Raw genomic sequence first — 22,129 nt, 5'->3', positions numbered from 1 at the left:
ATTTAATTCACCTCTTTTCGTTGAATTCGCAAAAAACGCGGTTGATTTGACAAATCACGAAAAAATTGAATTTGGTAGCCCGTGACCTGCTCTTGAAACATTTTACTAAGTTTTTCTTGTTGTTGAAAGCCAAATTCTAAATAAAGTTGGCCATTTGGTGCTAAAAATTGACTAAATTGGGCAAAAATGCGCCGATAATAACTTAAACCCTGTTCTGTGGCAAATAATGCTTGCTGCGGTTCAAACTCTAAAACTGATTGATCCATATACTTACGTTCCTCTTCACCGATATATGGTGGATTAAAAACAATTACATCAAATAATTGCTCGGCCACTGGTGCAAATAAGTCACCTTGACGAAAGTCAATTGTCAGCTGATATCGTTGGGCATTAGCCTGAGCCACTTGTAAAGCCGCTGAGGAAATATCGGTCGCAGTGACGGCTTGATATTGACCTTCCAATGCCAAGGTTTCTACCAATGCTCCTGAACCGGTACCCAGTTCTAACAAGCGGCCGTGGGGGTGCTCTTGCAAGATCTGTGCGATCATCATTTCACTATCTTGCCGTGGAATTAAAGTAGCGGCATTAACTTGAAACTGGCGGCCATAAAACCACGCTTGACCCAAAATATATTGGGGCGGTTCTCCCGTCTGAGCTTGACGAATAACAGCTTGATATCTTTGCCAAAGTTCTGACGGAACAACATCTTTTTGATGAAACTGTAACTGACTCGGCGTCCAATTAGTTAGTTCCAGTAATAAATATTGGGCAATTTCTGGACCTTGCGGCAGATTTTGAAGTATTAAAAAAGCCCATTGTTGGGCATCAATATAACTTGGTGGAACCATTTTGAATTTGCTCCAATTTTTGAGTTTGGTCTGACAAAATTAACGCATCAATAATATCATCTAATTGACCACCAATAATTTTATCTAGTTTGTTTAACGACAAACCAATCCGATGATCAGTCACCCGATTTTGCGGATAATTATAAGTCCGAATCCGTTCAGAACGATCACCAGTTCCTACTGCTGATTTCCGTTCTGCGTCGTAATCACTTTGGTTTTGAGATTCATAATAATCATAGACGCGCGAACGCAAAATTTGCATGGCTTTTTCCCGATTTTGCTGCTGTGAACGTTGATCTTGCATTGCCACTACAATACCGGTCGGTAAATGGGTCATACGGACTGCTGAAGAAGTTTTATTAATATGTTGCCCACCAGCACCGGAAGAACGGTAAACATCAACGCGAATATCTTTCGGATCAATTTCTAAATCTACTTCATCGTATTCGGGCATCACTGCTACCGTAGCCGTTGAAGTATGCACCCGACCAGCAGATTCTGTGGAAGGAACTCGCTGTACCCGATGAGCGCCATTTTCAAATTTTAATTTGGAATAAACATTTTTACCCGTAATCATCATGGCTACTTCTTTATAGCCACCAACTTCGGTTTTATTTTCATCAATAATTTCAAAATGCCAACCCTGATTTTCAGCATAGTGTTCGTACATATTTAACAAATCACCGGCAAATAAGCTGGCTTCATCACCGCCAGCAGCCCCCCGAATTTCCATAATAATGTTTTTATCATCATTGGGATCTTTCGGAAGCATCAGTAATTTAATTTTTTCTTCAGTTGCTTGTAACTGCGGTTCCATTTCTGCCAAATCTTCCTTAGCTAAAGCTTCCAAATCAGCATCATGGCTTTCGTTTAATACTTCCTTGCTCTCTGTAATATCTGATTTTAATTGCTGATATTTTTTAAATTGATCAACAACTTCTTGCATATCAGCTGTTTCTTTAGAAATTTTCAAATAACGAGGTGTATCACTAATCACTTCTGGATCACTCATCATTTCTTGCAGTTCTTCAAAACGTTCAACTAAGCCCTGCAATTGATCAAAAATTTTGTCCATTTATTTCTCACCTTCTGTTTTGATTGCTGGATGCCAATAATGCCGCCGGCAAACAGGATAATATGATTCGTTGCCCCCAATATGCACTTGTTGACCACCATAATCGGGCTGACCATTAGTTACACGGAGATTCATGATAGCTTTTTTCTCACAAAACCAACAGATTGTTTTCATTTCTTCAATCTTATCAGCATAAATTAATAAGGCTTCTGAGCCAGAAAATAAGTGATTTAATGAATCATTCTTTAAACCAAACGCCATCACTGGAATACTCAAATCATCAACTACTCGAGCCGCTTGTTTGACTTGCTCAGCTGTTAAAAACTGAGCTTCATCAATTAAAACACAAGAAATTGTTTGAGTTAAAGTTTGCGTCTGAACTAGTTCAAATAAATTATCTTGAGTCATCAATGCTAATGCGTCACGCGTTAGACCAATCCGACTAGCAATCTTACCCACACCATTACGGTTATCTAAACCACTGGTTAATAAAAGAACATGCTTGCCTTGTTCCTCATAATTATGAGCTACTTTTAAAACTTCAATTGATTTACCAGCATTCATTGCCCCGTAGCGAAAGAATAATTGTGCCACAACTTGGAACTCCTTTATTTAGATTCACCGCTTTTTATTATACGCAATTCTGAACAAACTTCTATAGATAAATACTAATCAACTATACCTTAGCAGAATTTTTATGGTATGATTTTTTTATTAATTAAAAAGGGTGTTTACATGAGCTTAAAATCAAAACTAGCAGCCACTTGCGGCAAAGTAACTTATAAAATTTTGCATGATGTTTTTCATCGCGGCAGTTCCTTACCCGGGAAATTAGCTTACCGGATTGATCCCAACGTTTTAAAAGAACTCAGTCAAGATTATCAAGTGATTATTGTGACGGGGACTAATGGCAAAACTTTAACTACTTCCTTAATTACCAAAATTTTACAGCAAGAATACGATCATCTGTTAACCAACCCGACTGGTTCCAATATGATCCAAGGAATTACATCAGCTTTTTTAAGTGATCGGCGAGATGATGCTACTAAAAAAATTGCCATTTTAGAAGTTGATGAAGCCAATGTCGAACCAATTTGTCAAGCCATGACGCCCAGCGCTTTTATTTTGACTAATATTTTTCGAGACCAAATGGATCGCTACGGTGAAATCTATACTACCTGGGACAAAATTCGAGCGGGCATTAAATTAGCACCGCAAGCTAAATTAATTATCAATGCCGATGCCGCCATTTTTCAAGTTGATGACTTGCCCAATCCTAAAATTTATTACGGCTTTGGCAACGAGCAGCAATTAACCACTGATTTACGGGCCGATTTTAATGTTGATGGCGTTCTTTGCCCTAAGTGTCATCAGATTATGCATTATCATATGATTACTTATGCTAATTTAGGCGATTATTTCTGTCCTCATTGTCATTTCCACCGACCACAATTAGATTATCAAGTGACCAGTACTGAACAGTTAATGCCTAATCAATCTAGCTTTGCAATTGATCAAACTAACTTTACCATTAATATTGGGGGCATGTATAACATCTACAATGCTTTAGCTGCTTATGCTACTGGTAGTGAGTTTAACGTTTCGCCTAATCAAATTAAGCAAGCTTTCAGCTATAATGAACAAGTTTTTGGTCGCCAAGAAGTCATCACATTAGATGATAAGCAGCTAACCATTATTCTCGTTAAAAATCCCGTGGGCTTAAACCAAGTGATCAGTACCTTAAATTCCGACGATGATCCATATAGTCTCGGATTTTTATTAAATGCTAATTATGCTGACGGTATTGATACTAGTTGGATTTGGGATGGTAATTTTGAACAATTACCATTTACCAAGATTCCCCAAGTGATTACTGGCGGTGAACGTTGGCATGACATCCATTTTCGCTTTCAGGTCGCTGGCGTTAAAGCAGAACAATTACAACATGTTCCTGATTTAGATACCTTTTTAACTAAGTTGAAACAACAAGCACCCGAAAAGATTTATGTTTTAGCTACTTATACGGCAATGTTACAATTACGCAAAAAATTAGTCGATCAAGGCTACATTAAACAAAAGAATTTAGCTTAATGGTTAGTCAAACTAAAATAGACGCAGCAGGAATCGTAAGATGATTGATCTTATTGATTCTTGGCTGCGTCTTTTTATAATTATTATTCATTAAACACCAATTGTTGGTTTTGTAAGCGTTGATACAGGGCCTGTAAAACAAGAAAAACTAAGCCAAACAAAATTAAAATGAGTTCAAATTTCCAAAATTGACCTGAAAGCATTTGATCGTTCGCAATCAAATCATTGACCTTCACAAACCAATAAGTCGGTGTTAAAGCTGCAACTTGATGCACTATCTTCGGCAAAAACTCTTGACTAATAAAAACTCCGCCTAAAAAGCATGATCCTAAAACGTAGATGGTCGAAAAACTATTCATGGTAGCTGCATTTTTAGCAATACTAGCAACCAATGAAGCTAAAGCTGTAGTTGTTAATGCAAATAAGAAAGAATTGAGCCAATAAAAACCGATTACTTTCCAAGAACTTTGTGCAAATACTTCGATTAAAATCATAAACAAGACAAAAATAATTGCTAAATAGCTCAACAAACCATTGTTAATTTGAGTACGAATTTTTTTGAGAGAATTGGGTGAACAAAAATTACGTTGATAGATTTCAAATTTATTAAATTTTAAACTTACGGTTTGAAAACCACTAAAAATGGTCATTGCTAAGCCATAAGCTAAAGCACCATAAAAAGCGGCTGCGATCGTATTTTGTCGTTGTCTGTAGTAATCATGATCATAATCAATTTGACCTTTAATCTTTAAGTTAGTTTTTGTTTTACTTAAAATTTGGGACCAGGACAATTGAGCATTATTTCTTTGATAATTAACTAGTGTATTAAAATAGCGATTAATCAATTTTCCTGCTAGTTGAGAACTAGCATTAGGAGCTAGTTGGACCTTCAGCTTAAACTTTTGGTGTGCTTGTAATCGCTGCTGCAAATTAGCCGGCAATTTAACCACGGCGTCAATTTCTTGGTAGTATAAAGCATCACTTAATTTATTAGTCGGAAATTTTCCAACTGCCTGGTAAGCTTTTTGATCTTTTAAATAAGCCTTAAAAGCCTTCACTGTCTTATTTTCATTTGAACTTAAGACAACAATTTTTGGTTGACTTAAAGAAGTGGTCTGGGTTTGGAAACTAATAAAAATCACCATCGCCATTGTCACAATTAAGCTAATTAATAAAGTGCTATAATTCTTTCGCAAAATTTTCCACACAGTTTTATAAATAGTCATAGCTCTTCCTTCTTTGTAAGACAAGATTAATCACAAATAAGATTACTAATAAAATTATCAACCACCATAAGTTTTGATAATATGCTTGCGGTTTGCGATAGGAGAATAATTGATAAAAACAATTAGTCAGTAAATTATTAGGATTTAATTGTCCCAATATCGGTAAATGAACATCAATCCAAAATTTAAAATCAGTATCACCCATCATTCCGCTCAAAAATGAATTGGTTAAAACTAGTACCAACCCTAAACTCAGTTGTTGATTTAGATTCTTTTTTGCAAGTAATTTTCCCCATAATTGACCACCAGTAATGGCTAATAAACAACCTAATGCAATCGTTACCAATAACCAACCTATGTGGGAACCAAAGCTGACTCGTAGTACCCAATGAAAGAAGCTGACAGCTATTAACATAATGATATAAAAAATGACCCAAGCAGCCACTAAATCACTGAACCAAATTTTCAAATAATTAAGCGGACTGATTTGTAGACGTATTCCACGGGCTGATTGTTGCGGTTGTTCATCATAATTCAATGTCAATCCAATCGTAAAGCCATCCATAATTGACAATGCCAATAGCGCAAAGAAATAAAAACTCAAAATACTAAAATTTCGGGGACGCGCTTGATTACTCAACCACTGGCGATTTGTCGGTAAGTTAATACTTTGTTTTTTGGCAATTTGTTGTTGAATAATTTGGTAATTTTGTAAGTAAGTCGTCAAAAAATCTTGTAAAATCCGTTGTTGGTCATCCGAATTGATAATATTTAGCCGCCATTGTCCTTGTTTAAATTCAAAACAACCGGCTATTTGGTTCGCATGTAGTCGTTGTTGAGCCGTACTTTGTGACAATTGATGCACTTTAAACAATTTTTGATGTTGCATTCTAGATTGTGTTAAAGCCTGCTTTAATAAGTGCGTATCTGTCTGTTTATGGTCAACAACTGCCACTGAAATTTGGTCTAAGTTAAACGTGGTAGCATCTTGGTCTAATTGACTAAAAGCTAATTTCATTAAGATTCCCATAACTAATGGAAATATTGCCATCCAAAACAAGAACCAACGCTGTTTAATCAATATCTTTAAACGATATTTAATTAATAGTCTCATCATCTGCTCCTTAATCGCGTAATTTACGTCCCGTGATCGTTAAAAAAACATCATTCAAATCAGGTTGTTGCATTTTTAAATTGGCATATAAAATTTGATTTTGGGTAAAATACTCCAAAATCGTTACTAAATTTTGATTCAAATTTTGATTACATAAAACTAACTGTCGAGATTGATATTCCACACGCACCATTCCTGGAAGCTTGGTTAACTGCTGCAATTGTTCAGGTGTAATTTGTGGGACTTCCATCATTAACTTAGAATCAGTTTGAATCATTGCAATTAATTGGTCTTTAGTCCCTCGAGCAATAATTTCGCCTCGATCTAAGATTACGATAGGATCACATAAATATTCAGCTTCTTCCATATAGTGCGTGGTATAAATAATGGTAGCGCCGTTTTGGTTTAACTGTTTGATGCTTTCCAAAATTTTATTTCGGCTTTGTGGATCTACGGCAACCGTAGGTTCATCAAAGAAAATCAATTCTGGTTGATGAGCAATCCCGCAAGCAATATTTAACCGTCGTTTAAAGCCACCACTTAATTGTTTGGGATAATATTTCCTAAAGTCCTGAAGTTCCACCAATTCTAAAGCTTGATTAACTAAAGTCCGACGTTTTTGCTTGTCTTGCACGTACAAACCACAAAAATAATCAACATTTTCTTGTACGGTCAATTCAGCAAACAATGCTAATTCTTGCGGAACTAAACCGATCCTTTGTTTCACTGCGTAATTAGTCGGAGTCATGATTTGATCAAAAACTTTAATTTCACCCCGATCATATTTTAATAGGCCTAAAATGCAATTAATTAAAGTTGATTTGCCACTGCCATTGGGGCCTAACAAACCCAAAATATCACCTGGCTTAACTTGCAGATTCAAATGATTTAAAACTTTTTGCTTATCATAACGTTTAACCAAATTGTGCACATCAATTATCAAAATAAGAAGCCCCCTGTTTTTGAACTTTAAATTTAATATAATAGAAGTATTCCATATTAGATAGTTACATTTATTCAAACAACTAATGACATTTGTCACAAAGGAGTCAAAATGCTGCATTCACCAACTAAATACAATCAGTGGTCACTACTAATTATTACAGTCATTTGTGGACTATTATTTTATCATCAGCAAACAACAACTACTGCAGTTATTTACCCTCTAACCAGTATCTTATGTTTAGGTAGCTTATTATTACCAGTTTCCTTTAATCCCGGCTGGATTCCACTAATCACAACTAGTTGTTTAAGCATCTGGCAACCAAATTTTTGCTTTTTTCTGCCAATGGTTTGTTTATTCACTCTACAATGGACTAAATTTCCCTGGAAATATTGTTTATTAATCATTAGTATTCCTCTTATCTGGCATTTTAACTGGACCAGTAGTTTGCTTTTGGGATTAATTTTCATAACGTTCATCTTGAATCATTGTAATCAGTTGATTCGACAACTTTATCAAGCCAATTTAAAGTTACAAGATGATAGTTTTGAACAACAAAAAAGATTGAAGCAACAAAATGTTGCTTTAAAAAGTGCTAATCAAACACAATTACAATTACAAATTGCCAATGAACGTAACAAAATTGCCCGTGACATTCACGATAACGTCGGTCACTTATTATCTAGCAGTCTCTTGCAAGTAGCCGCGTTACAAACGATCAATCAAAATGAACAATTAAAACCATTACTCATTAATTTAGAACAAACCATGAACCAAGCGTTAGATAGTATTCGTTTAAATGTTCACCAATTACAGCATAAATCCTTATCATTCCCACAAGAATTCGAACTTTTATGTAATAATTTTCAGTTTTGCTCACTAAAGTGCCACGGACAGATTTTTGTTCTTAATTCTCGGCAACAAAACAATGTTATCTTGGTTATTAAAGAAGCTTTAACTAATATTATGAAACACTCTCATGCAACTTTAGTTCAATTTAATTTTCAAGAATTACCGGCTTTTAATCGTTTACAAATCATTAATAATGGTGCGCCCACCAACTATCAGCCAGGAATGGGATTAATGGACATGACGCAACGTGCTCAAGAATTAAATGGACAAATTCACTTTCACACCAAAGCAGACCAATTTTTCATAACTTTAATTATTCCTAAAGGAGGACTAACTAATGCTCAAGGTAATCGTAATTGATGACGATCACTTGGTTACACAAGCTTTAACCACTATTATTGAAGCTGATTCACAGTTAACAGTTAGTGCTTGTGGCTATAATTCACAAGCGGCTATACATCTATACGAACAAATTCAACCTGATGTCTTATTGTTAGATATTCGCCTACCAGATCAGTTAGGCTTAAAAGCGGCACAAACTATCTTACAAAAGTATCCACGAGCAAAAATTTTATTGCTGACAACTTTTAGTGATAATGAATATATTAGTCAAGCACTGGCAATTGGTGTTAAAGGTTATTTAATCAAACAAAATTTCACAAGTATCGTGCCCGCTATTAACGCCGTTGCCAATAATCAATACATTTATGGCGATGAAATTGTTTCTAAAATCCAACATCAATGGCCCAACATTCCATCTAAGTTAGATGCTACCCATACCCATGAGTCTTTGACTCAACGGCAACAAGAAATCCTCCAATTAGTGGCCACTGGACAAAATAACAAAGAAATTGCTCAAACTTTGTTTTTAAGTGAGGGCACGATTCGCAATCAAATCAGTCAATTATTAACCAAACTGCAGTTGCGCGATCGCACTCAATTAGCTATTTATTACTATCAAAACTACTAAAAAAGACAGTTTAGATGGGATTCTAACTTAATCCTCAATAAACTGTCTTTATTTTTCCTTATTGTAAAAATAAATTCACGATTGCGTCTCTTTGACTTAAGAAAAGTTGATTGTTATTAAACGGGTGTACCCGATTACTCAACACAATTAACGCTCGCTGACGGAAGCGATCAATCAACCAAAAGTTCCCTGTATAGCCGGTATGATACAACACCCATTGTTGTTGCGCATTTTTGCGGAGATCCCAACCAAATGAACGTCCTAAATGATGCTGGGTAAAATCTTGAAATAAACCGGTCACCATATCCTGTTGAATTGGCGGTTGAGAAATTGATAATTGTCCCAGCATAAATTGCGTAAATCGGATTAAATCCGTCATAGAAGCAAATAAACCGGCCGAAGCACAATGCTGACCTAATTGATAAGCCTTAGGATCATGAACTTCTCCCTGTAACCAATGACCAGCCCGTTGATTAGTTACGACGCATTTTGCTGCCTCCGGATGAAACGTTGCTGTCGTTAACCCTAAGGGTTGTAAAACTTCTTGTTCAATGACCGTTTGTACTGGTTGTTGATAAATTTGTTCAATGATTAAGCCTGCTAAAATTGGCCCCGTATCGGTATACCGCACTACTTGCTCAAACTCAGTTGTGATCGGTAATTCTTGTAGGGCAACTAACAATTGCGATGCCGATAATTGATCACGATTAGGAATGTAACCCCGAATGCCAGAAGTGTGCGTCATTAGATGCGTCAAAGTCACACGTTGATCAGTAAATAATGGCAAATAAGTCGCTACTTTACTATCCCAGGATAATATTCCCTGTTCAATCAACTTTAGTAAAACAGTCGTCGTACCTAAAACTTTGGTTAACGAAGCTAAGTCATATAAACTGTTTTGGTGCAGTTGCGTAACTTGCGGCTGCCAAGCATTACAACCCCAACAATTTTGATAGCAATTGTCCGGTGTAATCAAAGCACAACTGACTCCAGGAACTACTTGCTCTACCACTAGTTGGTGAATTTTAGCCAGTAGATAATCTGTCCTTACTGCCATTAAAGCGCCACACTACCACTAAACTGAGAATTATATAAATCAGCATAGAAGCCGTTTTGGGCTAATAACTCGTCATGCGTGCCTGTTTCAATAATTGATCCTTGATTCATGACAATAATTTGGTCAGCATCTTGAATGGTTGATAAACGGTGCGCCACCACAAAGCTCGTCCGGCCTTTTAATAAACGCTCCATAGCATGTTGAATATGAATCTCAGTGCGCGTATCAACTGAGGAAGTCGCCTCATCTAAGATTAAAATTTCCGGATCTGCTACAAAAGCGCGCGCAATGGTCAACAACTGACGTTGTCCTTGAGAGATATTAGAAGCTTCTTCATTTAAAATTGTGTCATAGCCTTGTGGTAATTGTTGCACAAATTCATCGACGTGCGCAGCTTTAGCAGCCGCCATAATTTCTTCTTGAGTTGCATCTTCACGGCCATATTTTAAATTGTCGTAAATACTGCCGGTAAATAACCATGTATCTTGCAGCACCATCGCAAAGTGACTCCGCAAATCTTCACGCTTTAAGTTACGCGTATCCTGACCAGCTAGTTTAATCGAACCACCACTAATATCATAAAAGCGTTCCAACAAGTTAATAATCGTTGTTTTACCGGCGCCGGTTGGTCCCACAATTGCCACCATTTCACCCGGTTTAACTTGTAGCGAATAGTCTTTTAAAAGCAGTGGTTGTCCCTGATAGCCGAATTGCACATGATCCAATTCAATCAAATTAGCAGTTTCTTCGTCAGCAATATCAACATGTGTGTGCGGCATTTCTGGCTCATCCATGATGGCGAAAATCCGCTCTGCTGAAGCAACTGTTGCTTGAATCGTATTGGATAAATTAGCTAATTGATTAATCGGTTGTGAAAACTGTTGCGTGTATTGCAAGAAAGCTTGAATATCACCAATCGGCAAACGACCATGAGCTACTTGAATGCCCCCGTAGATAGCGACGCCCACATAACCCAAATTGTTCACAAAAGTCATTAACGGCATCATTAAACCGGACCAGAGTTGTGCTTTCCAAGCAGAATGGTATAAGCGATTATTCTCTTCTTCAAATTCTGCTAAAGCTTCTGGTTCATGATTAAAGGCTTTAACTACTAAATGCGCACCATAATTTTCTTCAATTTGATTATTCAATAATCCCAAAGAAGCTTGTTGAGCAGAAAAAGCTTTTTGCGATTTGGGCGCAATCAAGCCAATCACAATGATACTAACCGGAACGGTGATTAAGGCAATTAAAGTCAATTTCCAACTAATCGAGAACATCATCCATAATGTTCCGACCAAAGTGACAATGCTGGTAACTAATTGCGTAATACTTTGTTGTAACGTACTAGCAATATTATCCATATCATTAATCGCCCGCGACATAATATCGCCATTATCATGGGTATCATAATAATTAATCGGCAAAAACTTCATTTTTAATTTTAAATCCCGCCGCAATTTGTAAACCGTTTGCTGGGAAGCACGCGTCATCAAAATTTGTTGTAAGAAATTAAAAACGGCCGAACCCAAATACATTAAAGCAACAATTGCTAAAATTTGTTCAATTTTGCCAAAATTAACTGGGAATTGCGTAATATTAAAACCCGCCTTTTGTTTGGCTAAACCGGTCATGACACCCTTAAAGATTTCCGTTGTCGCTTCACCTAAAATCTTCGGTGTTTTAATTTGAAAAATCGTGGCTGTGACAGCCAAAATTAGTACCAAAATAATTGAGAACCAAAAATCGGATAAATACCGGCATAAACGCCAGGTGGTCTTCCAAAAGTTTTGGGGTTTACGTTGACCAAAATTTCGACGATCAGAATGATTTTTAGGCATTCATTGTATCTCCTTTCAATTGAGATTTAATAATTTCTTGATAAGTTGTATTAGATTGTTTCAACTCTTGATGTGTTCCTAAACCAACCATCTGACCTTGATCTAAGACAACAATAACATCGGAATCAGAAATTGTTGAAATTCGTTGGCCGACAATGACGACGACTTTATCTTGCATCGCTGGATCAGTTTTTAAGGCTTTTCTTAATTGGGAATCAGTTTTAAAATCCAACGCGGAAAAAGAGTCGTCAAAAATATAAATATCAGCTGGCTTCACTAAAGCGCGCGCAATCGCCAAGCGTTGTTTTTGACCACCAGAGAAATTATCACCATTTTGTTCCACCAAGGTATCTAAGCCCTTTTCAGCGGCAATAAAATCATCGGCCTGCGCAATTTTGAGTGCATGCCACAACTCGGCATCGGTTGCCTGTTGGTTACCATACTGTAAGTTTTGGCGTAACGTACCCTTAAATAAAATTGATTTTTGTGGTACCAAAGAAATAGCATGCCGCAAATCTTGTTGCTTAACTTGCCGGACATCATGACCATCAACCAAAACTTGTCCGGTCTGCGGATCATATAACCGACATAACAAGTTGATTAAGGTTGTCTTGCCAGAACCAGTTCCTCCAATAATTCCGACAGTTTGCCCGGCCTGCGCCTGAAAATCAATCTTTTGCAAGGCCGGTTGCTGCGCATTTTGATAGCTAAAAGTAACCTGTTGCATCGCTACCGCTGCACTAGCTTGTTGCAATTCTTGTGGTTGTTTTGGATCCACGATCTGGTTTTGTAATTGTAAAACTTCGTTAATCCGCACCCCGGAAGCTTGAGCTCTGGGCACGACCACAAAAATCATGGATAACATCATAACGCTCATTAAGATTTGTGAAGCATACGTCATAAAGGCTAACAAATTACCAATGGGCATCACTTGCATGGATATATACTTCGCACCCAGCCATGTAATAGCAATATTAGTAGCACTCATGATTAAAGTCGTTAGTGGATACATCACGGCTACAATGGAAAAGACCTTTTGGGCATTGTGCGTATAATCTTGATTAGCGGCCGCAAACCGCTTTTGCTCCCAGTCATCTTGGCGAAAAGCTCGAATCACGCGCACGCCAGTTAAACCTTCACGAAAAACTAAGTTCAACCGATCAGTCTTTTCCTGCATTTTACGAAACAAGGGATCCGCAAAATATAAAATCACGCCGACTACCACGATAAGAATTGGTAAGACAATAATGAAAATCTTAGTCAGCTGCTGATCTTTTTGATAAGCCATAAAACTAGCGCCTAACATCATAATTGGTGCCATAATCATCATTCGTAACATCATCATTGTGACATTTTGCATTTGCACCACATCATTGGTCGTTCTGGTAATCAATGAAGAAGTTCCCACTTGATCAAATTCATCATTCGACAAATACAAAACTTTACGATAAATGTCACTCCGTAAATTTTTCCCTAACTTTTGTGACGCTTGTGAAGCTAAAGAAACATTGACCGTTGCGGCAATAATAACCAGTAACGACACTCCGATCATTTTGATTCCCGCCATTATGATATAATGAGTATCACCTTTAGTGATCCCATTATTAACAATATCTGAAGTAATATTAGGCAAATACAAATTGCCCATTACTTGTAAAACCATAAAGAGAATTGCCCCTAATACACTCCATAGAGGAATTCGATTTTTCATAATTCGAAACATGCGCTTTAATCCACTCCCTTAATTAGAAAGGTTAATTTTATGAAACTTAAGCATCAAAATAACCACTATCTTACCACAATTTTTTTAATTATAGGACTATGTTTTTTTTATTTATTACAACAATTACCTTTAATTATTTTGCAACTAACTGCTAAAGAACACCTAGCTCCTTTCCAAATTACGTTAAGCTTTGGTCTTAGTATTTTAATAGTCATCACAATTATGTGGTGGGGACTGCAACACAGCCAAACTTTCCCTACACACAAGCTATCTAAGCCCACTTATACATTGATTGGTATTGCGTTTATCTTAGTAATCGTTATCAATTTAGTATTGCTACCATTGATGAAAACGACTGACAATACCAACGTGAATAGTTTACTCCACTTAGCCCAAGCATCTCCAGTTTTATTTGTGATCTATGCCATTTTCATTGCCCCAATTACTGAAGAGATTCTTTTTCGCGGCCTAATCATTAACTGGTTTTTTGCTGATCACTTATATCTCGGAGCTTTTATCAGCGCCGTTTTATTCGGATTAGTCCATCTCTCGAAAGACCCTATCTATTTTTTATCTAAATTCCTCATCGGTTTGTTACTCGGATTACTCTATGTGCGTACCCAAAATATTAAAAGTGATATTTGCTTACATCTATTAAACAATCTTGCAGCTATCCTGATGGCTTTGTAAAACAATGCTTGACGAACAATCGATTTTTCAGTATGATAGTTATTGTTTGATTGCCCGTTGGTCAAATGGTTAAGACGCCACCCTCTCAAGGTGGAGTTACGGGTCCGATTCCCGTACGGGTGATATTATGATTGATTAGTTTATGTATGAGCTCCCCGATATGGGAGTTTTTTTTGTATTAAAAAATCAATACTAGCTAAGCTTTTTGATTGTCAGCTAACATTTGTTCAAAAGCACTCAACTTGGGTAACGGTAACGCAAAACGTTTTTGTAACCAAGTAGCACACAAATCAAACCACAGAGCAACATCGTTTACAATTTGACTTTGCGAAGCAGCAGTCGCCTGCGTGGCCAAGCTCAAACCGTGCGCACCATGTTCAAACAAATGTAATTCAAACGGAATATTCTGTTCTTTTAGGGCTGTTGCAAATTTCAACGAATGTAATGATGAAACCAACGGATCATCCGCAGTCGCCCAAATAAAAGTAGCAGGCGTATTTTGGTCAACTTGTAAAACCGGGCTAGTTTGTTGTAATTGGTCTAATGAAGGTTCTTCTTGACCTAATAGAGCGACCATCGACGCCTTCATAAACTGCTGATCCATTCCTTGCATAACTTCTTTAATTTGTTGATTCAACATAACATAATCTGTTAAAGCATAACCTAAAATGCAAGCCGCTGGTTGTAATAAATTCTTATCGGCTCCAAAATGCTTGGTAAACCAAGCACGATGCCAATTAGTTGCGTACAAAGCGGCATTATGTCCACCAGCGGAAAAGCCACAAACGGCCACTTTTTGTGGATCCACATGCCATTTTGCTGCGTTTTTCTTGACCAAAACCATAGCCTGGCCTAATTCTAATAACTGTTGTGGAAATAATCGCTCTTTTTTCGGTGGTAAATCAACTAAATCCGGTAAATCTGCGGAACCATCATTATAAGTACTATATCGTAAAACAAAGGCATGATAACCCAATGCATTAAATTTTAAAGCAATGGGTTCCGCCTCGCGATCTGAACAATTAAAATAGCCACCACCCGGACAAATAATAATGGCAGGCCGATTACCACCATTAATAGTTTCGCTTGAATCATCTAGTAAATACGTTGTCAACGTCACTGCTGGATTATCAGCTTTTAACGAAAAAGTCTGAATCTTCATTCAAACAACCTCCCAATGATCTTCTTAATACTGAAATTAAAACTCTTATCTCTAGGATTAAACCTTGTATCATTGAGTAATCAATACAAAGTTGTCCCTGTCATTTATAATAAGCGCTATCATTTTAATAATCTAGCCAGAAATAATAGTTAAATACTGTTCATATGTTAGAAGAAAAAAACTAACTAGGTAAATTGCCAATCTAGTTAGTTCAAAATTAATTATCAACACTACTTTACATAAACCTTTTATTTACATATATATAATTAGTTCTTATTTCAAAACATTAAATCTGAAAACAATTGCGCTCACAAGACTAACAGCTTGTTTTATTGTAGTGAGTTGACTAACGACCATGTTGCTGTAGCATGATAATCTGCTTTATAGACTGGAACTTGTAATTGCCGTAAATCAAGCTTTGGACCCGCGATTTGGTGATGACTAGTATCCCACCAACCTGTTGAAATATCAGTAACCGCCTTACCAGAACCATCAACAAGCGTATGATGCTTGTCATACTGATCAATTACTGCCGGCGTTTGCGAAATGGCAGTTGGCGTACTACTACCAGCAGGTAAATATTGGAAAATGTCTGTTAATGGCGTTGTCGTTTGATCACTAGTGAAATCTGCAATCGCTAAACTGAGTTGCCAACTCGGTACTCCCGTCATGTCCGTTACTTTTAATGCTGTTCGTGTGGCATCATACGGCAAATCGTAAGCTTGCTTAGCCGTTTGTACAATCTTGGTGCCAAAGTCTAGCGTATCCGGCACAATCAAGTTCATCGTACCTGAATTATATTTCAAATCTAATTGATAAGGTGTTAATGGTAACAAGGGATCTGTAGTAATAGCTGGGAAAACTGGTGGTATTTCTAAAGCGTTAGTTAAGGTATAACGATAATGCTTTGTCTTAATTGCAGTTGGAAAATTAGCTTGATCTGTCGGATCTATCGGCTTGCCAACCACACCGACAACCGTCTTAGCAGGCTTGGTTCCATTTTCATCGGTATTAAAAATTGGTTGGTTCGTATTATTATCCAAATAATTAAGCTGAACAATACTATTCTCTGCTACATTAACTGTTGCTGCTGTTGAAGCCTGCGGATTTTCATTAGTGAATTGCCCCCCACTATCCACAGCATAAATTTTAATTTGATGACCACCAGCTTTGGGAGTGGCTAAAGTCTTTAAATCAGTCTGATCAATAATATTTGCTGTCCAAGATTGCGCCAATGACGGATCTTGAATAGTCAAAGGTGTGGGCTGTAATTTTTGATAGCTTTCAATCTCAGCTAAAGTTGGCGTCGTATCTACCGGATCAATGGCATAATACAACTGTACTCGAGAACTATCGTTATCAATCACGCTTCCGCTTAGTTGTATAGCGGGCAAACTCTTATCTTGATAATCATGGCAATATTCTAGGTCCATATTTGTAGTGCCCAATGTCCCAAACCTTACTTGCGGTGTTTGATTCTTTAACTGATGCTGCCAGACTAAAGTTTGCGTAGGATTTCCCTTACTGGCGTCCGAATCTTGATCTTGACTCGGACGATTAGCATTACGTAAAAAATCATCATCCAATGAATCTCGGGTCGGATAAATGGTCCCAGTTGGGTGATGGTCCGTTCCTGCACCCACGGCTTGCCAAGCGCCGGTCTTTTGCCCAGCCTGACCTAAAACTTTATATTGATAAGCGCCATCTTGAAAAGTCAAACCTAATTGTGGCATGTCTACATAATCATTATACCAATCGTACTTACTACTAGAGCTATAATGATAGGCATTAGGAAAGAGCACCTTAGAACTTACTTTAATTTTCCACAAATTATGATCACCTTGCGTAAAATATAAAATAGATTCTTTGTACTGAACTTTAGTGGTATCGAATTTACTTAAATCTAAACTCGTTAAATTGCTACAACCAGAGAACATGCTTTCCATATCAACAACCTTACTGGTGTTAAAGTTGCTGACGTCTAAATGGGTCAAACTGCTACAGTTATAGAACATATAAAACATTCTAATAACTTGACTGGTGTCAAAACTACTTAAATCTAAACTTGGTAAGCTTCTACAATTATAGAACATATCAGACATATCAGTAACTTGACTAGTGTCAAAACTACTTAAATCTAAATTGGTTAAATTTTCACATGCATAAAAAATGTGAGACATATCAGTGACTTTTCTGGTGTCAAAATTACTTAAATCTAAACTTGGTAAACTGCTACAGCCACTAAACATAGAAGATATATCCTTAACATTGCTAGTATCAAATTTACTTACGTCTAAACTTGGTAAACTGCTACAGCCATAAAACATAGAAGACATGGATTTAACATTACTTGTATCAAAATCACTCACATCTAAACTTGGTAAACTGCTACAGACACTAAACATAGAAGACATATCAGTAACATTGCTAGTATCAAAATCACTCACATCTAAACTTGGTAAACTGCTACAGCCATAAAACATAGAAGACATGGACGTAACATTACTTGTTTCAAAATCACTCACATCCAAACTTGGTAAACTGCTACATCCATAAAACATAGAAGGCATGGATGTAACATTACTTGTTTCAAAACCGCTGACATCTAACCTTAATAAACTGCTACAACCGTAAAACATGAAAGACATAACAGTTACGTTACTGGTATTAAACCATTTCTTATTCCATGTAATAGATTGCAAATCAGAACAATCTTTAAACCAACTTTTCATACTAATCACGTTCTCTGTTCGCCATGTAGTCAGATTTAAATTGATCAACTTGGAACAACCTAAAAACAAACTCGAACCATCGAGGTCACTATTGGTGATTACAGGTTGACTACTGCTAAATGTTCCAAATTTGCCACCGACATTTAATTTCGTCAATTGTTGGCATTCGTCAAACATTGCTGCCAAATTATAGACCTGACTGGTATCCCAATTACTCAAATCTAGTTTTTGAAATTCCGAATTTCTAAACATATAACTCATATCAGTAACTTTACTTGTATCAAATCCTTTTAAATCAGCAGCACTAATTTGCGAATAACCAAACATGTTTGACATTGTAGTAACATTAGAAGTATCCAAAGATCTCAGATCCAATGTTCCAGTACACGTAACGCTATTAAACATATAATCCATACTAGTGACGTTAGAAGTGTCAATATTTTGAAAATTAAAATCAGTCAAATCATCTCCAATAAACATGCCAGAAGTATTTTTTAATTGACTGGTCTTCCAGCCACTTAAATTAACATTTAATATATTGCCCGTAGCCACATAATCGAACATATAACTCATATCAGTAACGTGACTGACATCAAAGTTACTCAAGTCTAGTTCACTAAGCTTGGAGCACCTATAAAACATACTGGCCATATTAGTAACCTGACTCGTATCCAACTTGTCTAAGCCATCAATTTCAGTACAATATATTAAATTAGCAAAAACATAGGCACAGTTAGTTGGGAGTTGAACTCCTGGTTGCAGAACTACTTTTTTGATATTACTGTTATGCTCCAACCAACTTTCACCTTCGTAAGTAAAATTAGTATTAACATCTCTATAATAACCGTAAGTATCTAACGTACCCGCGCCCACCGTTAGTGTACCATCAACATCAAGGTTCCACGGACAAGTACCTGCTACTCCACTGACCGGCGCTGTTAAAGCTGTAAAGTTACTAATTGCTGGCTTAGTTTTTAAGAGATCGCGACTTTGCCTAGCACTGCTCGACGTTAGTGAACTGAAGTTCTGTGGACTGGTCAAGAGATCATTAGCTGTATGTATTGTTTGACTAAAGTCAGTGTGTGGCTTCAAAGTCTTAGCTTGCAAATTGGAACTTTGAAGCAATAAAAATCCAAATAATAAGACAAATAAGGTCACGATTTTAGAATATTTATTATTCATCGAAAAGTCCTCCGTTTTAATCATCTGTAATTTAACCAAGCACTTATTTGCTAATTAAAAATTACTCATTGACCTCACACAAGCATATTAAGTCCTAACTTTGTAATCTCTTCTTCAATTTCTTTTTTCGACTTTATATTAGTTAAAAATTAACTATTGATACGTTTTTAAAGTTATTATAATACACCAATTGACTAATGATTAGATTAATTCTATCTAGTCAAATTTAACGTTCAAATAAATTAAAAATATTTTTTCTTTACTAATCTAAGCCTTTGATTAAGATCAACAATTATTGTATTATGATAATTTTGTACAAGTTAATTCTGCTTTGTTACTTAAACTTTTTGGCACACAAAAAGAGACTGGGGCAACAAGATTAATGCTCCTACGTTTTCTAAAACGCTGCGAACATTAATTATTGCGTTCCAAAAGTCAACAGTTTGTGCTCAACTGCTAAACCTTTTGGCCCAGTCTCAATCTTTATGATACAAGTAATGGATTTGTGCCTAAATCTTTAGTCTGAGGCAAAATAAATCTTTTACCAGATTATTATTCATTACCTGTCCGTGAATAGTTCTTAACATCAGCAATCACGCTATCCACAAACATATTAATATCTTCTTCAACGCTGTCTTGTTCACCGTACTTCCGCACAGAAACTTTGGCATTTTGGACTTCTTGATCACCAACAACCACCGTATAAGGAACCTTTTGCGTTTGCGCTTCACGAATCTTGTAATTCATCTTTTCGTTACGGGCATCAACATTAACTCGCAAGCCTTGTTGGCGCATCTTCGTCTGTAAGTCTTTGGCATAATCTAAATGATATTTATTATTAACAGGGATAATTTCAACTTGAATTGGTGATAACCAAGTTGGAAAGGCACCTTTATACATTTCAATCAGATAAGCAATGAAGCGTTCCATAGTAGAAATCACGCCCCGGTGAATCATCACTGGTCGGTGTTCTTGACCATCTTCACCTACATAACTCAAATTGAATTTTTCAGGTTGCATAAAGTCTAATTGAATCGTCGAGAGGGTTTCTTCATTACCCAAAGCCGTCTTAGTTTGCACATCTAACTTTGGACCATAAAAGGCTGCTTCACCTTCAGCTTCATAATAATCCAAGCCCAAATCATCCATGGCTGCTTTAAGCATGCCTTGCGAACGATCCCACATTTCATCATCATCAAAATATTTTTCCGTATTGGCCGGATCACGATAACTCAACCGGAAAGTATAATTTTCAATGTTGAAATCTTGATAAACATCCATCATTAATTGCAAAACTTTTTTAAATTCATCTTGAATTTGATCTAAAGCAACAAAGGTATGACCATCATTTAAGGTCATTTCCCGCACCCGTTGTAAACCAGATAAAGCACCTGATTTTTCATAACGGTGCATCATGCCTAATTCAGCAATCCGAATCGGCAATTCCCGATACGAACGGATATGATGCTTATAAATTTGAATATGTGAAGGGCAATTCATTGGCCGCAATTCCAACATTTCGCCATCGCCCATATCCATTGGTGGAAACATGTCTTCGCGATAATGATCCCAGTGACCAGAAGTCTTATACGTATCTAAATTCATTAACACAGGCGTATAAACATGTTCATAACCCGCAGCAATTTCTTTATCAATGATATAACGTTCAATGGTCCGCCGAATGGTCGCACCTTTTGGCATCCAATAAGCTAAGCCGGCACCAACCTTAGGATCAACGAAGAATAAATCTAAATCGCGACCAATCGTCCGGTGATCACGTTCTTTAATTTCGGCCCGCCGTTTTAAGTCAGCTTGCAAATCTTCATCATTTAAGAACGCTGTACCGTAAATTCGTTGCAACATCGGATTACTGGATTTCCCTTGCCAATAAGCTCCGGCAACGGATAATAATTGATAATGTTTTAAATCACTCGCTTTCGGGAAAAGTGCGGTCTCACCAAAGCTCACAAAGTCGCCCATTTTAAAGACTGGAATCTGCACACTATCAATGGATTTTAAAATCTCTGTTTGGTAAGGATCAGCTTGGAATTGCTCCACCAAAGCACTCTTATCCATTAATTGGCGTTCAATTGGTTGATTAGCTTTAATGAAATGTGCCATCTGTTCCTGTAAAGCACTCAATTCATCAGCACTGACTTGACTGCCAGCTTTATCAGTATCCACAAAAAAGCCGTCATCATTCACTGCTTGTTCACCTAAATGTAAATCCGGATACTTTTGCTTGAGCGCTGCTTCTAACAAGAAGATGGCGGTATTGCGCGCCACTTCAGCAGCTGCTGCATCTTTATTGGTCACAATTTCAATCTTAGCAGATTGTGTAATTGGACGTTTAATATCCACTAAAGTACCGTTAATTTTGGCCGCTACGGCTTGCTTTTTCAAACTGTTACTAATAGAACCAGCAACCTCTAATGGTGTGATTGCTTGTTCAAAATCACGTTTTGAGCCATCAGGAAATTCTAAAGAAATTTGGGACATTTTTATCCTCCTACAAATAAAAAAGTCCCTTAGACAAATTGTCTAAGGGACGTCATTGACGCGGTTCCACCCACATTAAAGTAACCAAACTTTATCTCACAGTCTTTAATGCGACCAACCACGT

The 22,129-nt window shown here is 36.9% G+C and carries 17 protein-coding genes and 1 tRNA gene; 5 read left to right on the top strand and 13 right to left on the bottom strand.

From position 1 onward, the window contains the following. Positions 1–2 precede the first annotated feature (2 nt). Genes prmC through AC3B6B_RS06000 form a run of 3 tightly spaced genes read right to left on the bottom strand, consistent with a single transcriptional unit; the run spans position 3 to position 2,517 of the window. Positions 3–848 carry a peptide chain release factor N(5)-glutamine methyltransferase gene (gene prmC / locus AC3B6B_RS06010; RefSeq protein ID WP_489757782.1) on the bottom strand — a complete coding sequence of 282 codons (846 nt, stop codon included), beginning with the start codon at positions 846–848 and terminating at the stop codon, positions 3–5. After that, a complete protein-coding gene (gene prfA / locus AC3B6B_RS06005; RefSeq protein ID WP_489757781.1) occupies positions 826–1,923 on the bottom strand; it encodes a peptide chain release factor 1 in 1,098 nt (365 codons plus the stop codon). Before prfA ends, prmC begins: the two co-directional genes overlap by 23 nt. Further along, positions 1,924–2,517, bottom strand: a complete 594-nt coding sequence (locus tag AC3B6B_RS06000) for a thymidine kinase (RefSeq protein WP_489757780.1) — start codon at positions 2,515–2,517, stop codon at positions 1,924–1,926. A gap of 141 nt (positions 2,518–2,658) precedes the next feature. Between AC3B6B_RS06000 and AC3B6B_RS05995 the strand changes: the two genes are divergently transcribed. Then, the gene (locus tag AC3B6B_RS05995) at positions 2,659–4,014 is read left to right on the top strand and encodes a MurT ligase domain-containing protein (protein WP_489757779.1); all 1,356 of its coding nucleotides are present in this window, start codon (positions 2,659–2,661) and stop codon (positions 4,012–4,014) included. A gap of 83 nt (positions 4,015–4,097) precedes the next feature. Here the strand turns inward: AC3B6B_RS05995 and AC3B6B_RS05990 are convergent, their stop codons facing one another. The 4 genes from AC3B6B_RS05990 to AC3B6B_RS05975 form a co-directional block, all read right to left on the bottom strand. Continuing rightward, positions 4,098–5,240, bottom strand: a complete 1,143-nt coding sequence (locus AC3B6B_RS05990; protein ID WP_489757778.1) for an ABC transporter permease — start codon at positions 5,238–5,240, stop codon at positions 4,098–4,100. Beyond that, on the bottom strand, positions 5,227–6,354 hold the full coding sequence (locus AC3B6B_RS05985) for an ABC transporter permease (RefSeq protein ID WP_489757777.1): 1,128 nt from the start codon (positions 6,352–6,354) through the stop codon (positions 5,227–5,229). Before AC3B6B_RS05985 ends, AC3B6B_RS05990 begins: the two co-directional genes overlap by 14 nt. Before the next feature lie 10 nt (positions 6,355–6,364). Then, entirely contained in the window at positions 6,365–7,297 is a 933-nt protein-coding gene (locus tag AC3B6B_RS05980) for an ABC transporter ATP-binding protein (RefSeq protein WP_489757776.1), read from the bottom strand. A 215-nt stretch (positions 7,298–7,512) separates the two neighbouring features. Continuing rightward, positions 7,513–7,704, bottom strand: coding sequence for a hypothetical protein (locus AC3B6B_RS05975; RefSeq protein WP_489757775.1), 192 nt, complete (start codon positions 7,702–7,704; stop codon positions 7,513–7,515). A 46-nt stretch (positions 7,705–7,750) separates the two neighbouring features. Here AC3B6B_RS05975 and AC3B6B_RS05970 point away from each other — a divergent pair, with 46 nt between their 5' ends. Together AC3B6B_RS05970 and AC3B6B_RS05965 are read left to right on the top strand one after the other, a co-directional pair. Next, positions 7,751–8,509, top strand: a complete 759-nt coding sequence (locus tag AC3B6B_RS05970) for a sensor histidine kinase (RefSeq protein ID WP_489757774.1) — start codon at positions 7,751–7,753, stop codon at positions 8,507–8,509. Next, entirely contained in the window at positions 8,487–9,119 is a 633-nt protein-coding gene (locus tag AC3B6B_RS05965; RefSeq protein ID WP_489757773.1) for a response regulator, read from the top strand. The genes AC3B6B_RS05970 and AC3B6B_RS05965 overlap by 23 nt, the downstream gene beginning before the upstream one ends. Before the next feature lie 58 nt (positions 9,120–9,177). Here AC3B6B_RS05965 and AC3B6B_RS05960 read toward each other — a convergent pair whose 3' ends face one another. From AC3B6B_RS05960 to AC3B6B_RS05950, 3 genes are read right to left on the bottom strand one after another with little or no spacing between them, the layout of a single operon-like run. Then, positions 9,178–10,176 (bottom strand): serine hydrolase domain-containing protein, encoded by a 999-nt coding sequence (locus tag AC3B6B_RS05960; protein ID WP_489757772.1) that lies wholly within the window; start codon positions 10,174–10,176, stop codon positions 9,178–9,180. Continuing rightward, the gene (locus AC3B6B_RS05955; protein ID WP_489757771.1) at positions 10,176–12,017 is read right to left on the bottom strand and encodes an ABC transporter ATP-binding protein; all 1,842 of its coding nucleotides are present in this window, start codon (positions 12,015–12,017) and stop codon (positions 10,176–10,178) included. The genes AC3B6B_RS05960 and AC3B6B_RS05955 overlap by 1 nt, the downstream gene beginning before the upstream one ends. Beyond that, positions 12,010–13,740 carry an ABC transporter ATP-binding protein gene (locus AC3B6B_RS05950; RefSeq protein WP_489757770.1) on the bottom strand — a complete coding sequence of 577 codons (1,731 nt, stop codon included), beginning with the start codon at positions 13,738–13,740 and terminating at the stop codon, positions 12,010–12,012. Before AC3B6B_RS05950 ends, AC3B6B_RS05955 begins: the two co-directional genes overlap by 8 nt. 39 nt (positions 13,741–13,779) lie before the next feature. On the opposite strand from AC3B6B_RS05950, the gene AC3B6B_RS05945 reads away from it, so the two are divergent. After that, a complete protein-coding gene (locus AC3B6B_RS05945; RefSeq protein ID WP_489757769.1) occupies positions 13,780–14,430 on the top strand; it encodes a CPBP family intramembrane glutamic endopeptidase in 651 nt (216 codons plus the stop codon). A 51-nt stretch (positions 14,431–14,481) separates the two neighbouring features. Continuing rightward, positions 14,482–14,553 (top strand) — tRNA-Glu (locus AC3B6B_RS05940). Positions 14,554–14,626: 73 nt separating this feature from the next. On the opposite strand, the gene AC3B6B_RS05935 is transcribed toward AC3B6B_RS05940, so the two are convergent. The 3 genes from AC3B6B_RS05935 to thrS all read right to left on the bottom strand — a co-directional run bounded on the left by AC3B6B_RS05935 (position 14,627) and on the right by thrS (position 22,005). Further along, positions 14,627–15,592, bottom strand: coding sequence for an alpha/beta hydrolase (locus tag AC3B6B_RS05935; protein WP_489757768.1), 966 nt, complete (start codon positions 15,590–15,592; stop codon positions 14,627–14,629). A 329-nt stretch (positions 15,593–15,921) separates the two neighbouring features. Further along, complete coding sequence (locus tag AC3B6B_RS05930) at positions 15,922–19,506, bottom strand: BspA family leucine-rich repeat surface protein (protein WP_489757767.1); 3,585 nt, start codon at positions 19,504–19,506, stop codon at positions 15,922–15,924. Positions 19,507–20,058: 552 nt separating this feature from the next. Further along, positions 20,059–22,005 carry a threonine--tRNA ligase gene (gene thrS / locus AC3B6B_RS05925; protein ID WP_489757766.1) on the bottom strand — a complete coding sequence of 649 codons (1,947 nt, stop codon included), beginning with the start codon at positions 22,003–22,005 and terminating at the stop codon, positions 20,059–20,061. Positions 22,006–22,129 lie beyond the last annotated feature (124 nt).

This window comes from Bombilactobacillus sp. ESL1197 (assembly GCF_058107145.1).
The sequence above is the reverse complement of the archived record's forward strand: the minus strand, read 5'-3'. Positions and strand labels throughout refer to the sequence as shown.

Bases quoted from the DNA above. Each gene is read 5' to 3' on its own strand.
- prmC (WP_489757782.1), bottom strand. From the start codon at position 848: ATGGTTCCACCAAGTTATATTGATGCCCAACAATGGGCTTTTTTAATA.
- prfA (WP_489757781.1), bottom strand. From the start codon at position 1,923: ATGGACAAAATTTTTGATCAATTGCAGGGCTTAGTTGAACGTTTTGAA.
- AC3B6B_RS05995 (WP_489757779.1), top strand. From the start codon at position 2,659: ATGAGCTTAAAATCAAAACTAGCAGCCACTTGCGGCAAAGTAACTTAT.
- AC3B6B_RS05990 (WP_489757778.1), bottom strand. From the start codon at position 5,240: ATGACTATTTATAAAACTGTGTGGAAAATTTTGCGAAAGAATTATAGC.
- AC3B6B_RS05985 (WP_489757777.1), bottom strand. From the start codon at position 6,354: ATGAGACTATTAATTAAATATCGTTTAAAGATATTGATTAAACAGCGT.
- AC3B6B_RS05975 (WP_489757775.1), bottom strand. From the start codon at position 7,704: ATGATTAATAAACAATATTTCCAGGGAAATTTAGTCCATTGTAGAGTG.
- AC3B6B_RS05965 (WP_489757773.1), top strand. From the start codon at position 8,487: ATGCTCAAGGTAATCGTAATTGATGACGATCACTTGGTTACACAAGCT.
- AC3B6B_RS05960 (WP_489757772.1), bottom strand. From the start codon at position 10,176: ATGGCAGTAAGGACAGATTATCTACTGGCTAAAATTCACCAACTAGTG.
- AC3B6B_RS05955 (WP_489757771.1), bottom strand. From the start codon at position 12,017: ATGCCTAAAAATCATTCTGATCGTCGAAATTTTGGTCAACGTAAACCC.
- AC3B6B_RS05950 (WP_489757770.1), bottom strand. From the start codon at position 13,740: ATGTTTCGAATTATGAAAAATCGAATTCCTCTATGGAGTGTATTAGGG.
- AC3B6B_RS05945 (WP_489757769.1), top strand. From the start codon at position 13,780: ATGAAACTTAAGCATCAAAATAACCACTATCTTACCACAATTTTTTTA.
- AC3B6B_RS05935 (WP_489757768.1), bottom strand. From the start codon at position 15,592: ATGAAGATTCAGACTTTTTCGTTAAAAGCTGATAATCCAGCAGTGACG.
- AC3B6B_RS05930 (WP_489757767.1), bottom strand. From the start codon at position 19,506: ATGAATAATAAATATTCTAAAATCGTGACCTTATTTGTCTTATTATTT.
- thrS (WP_489757766.1), bottom strand. From the start codon at position 22,005: ATGTCCCAAATTTCTTTAGAATTTCCTGATGGCTCAAAACGTGATTTT.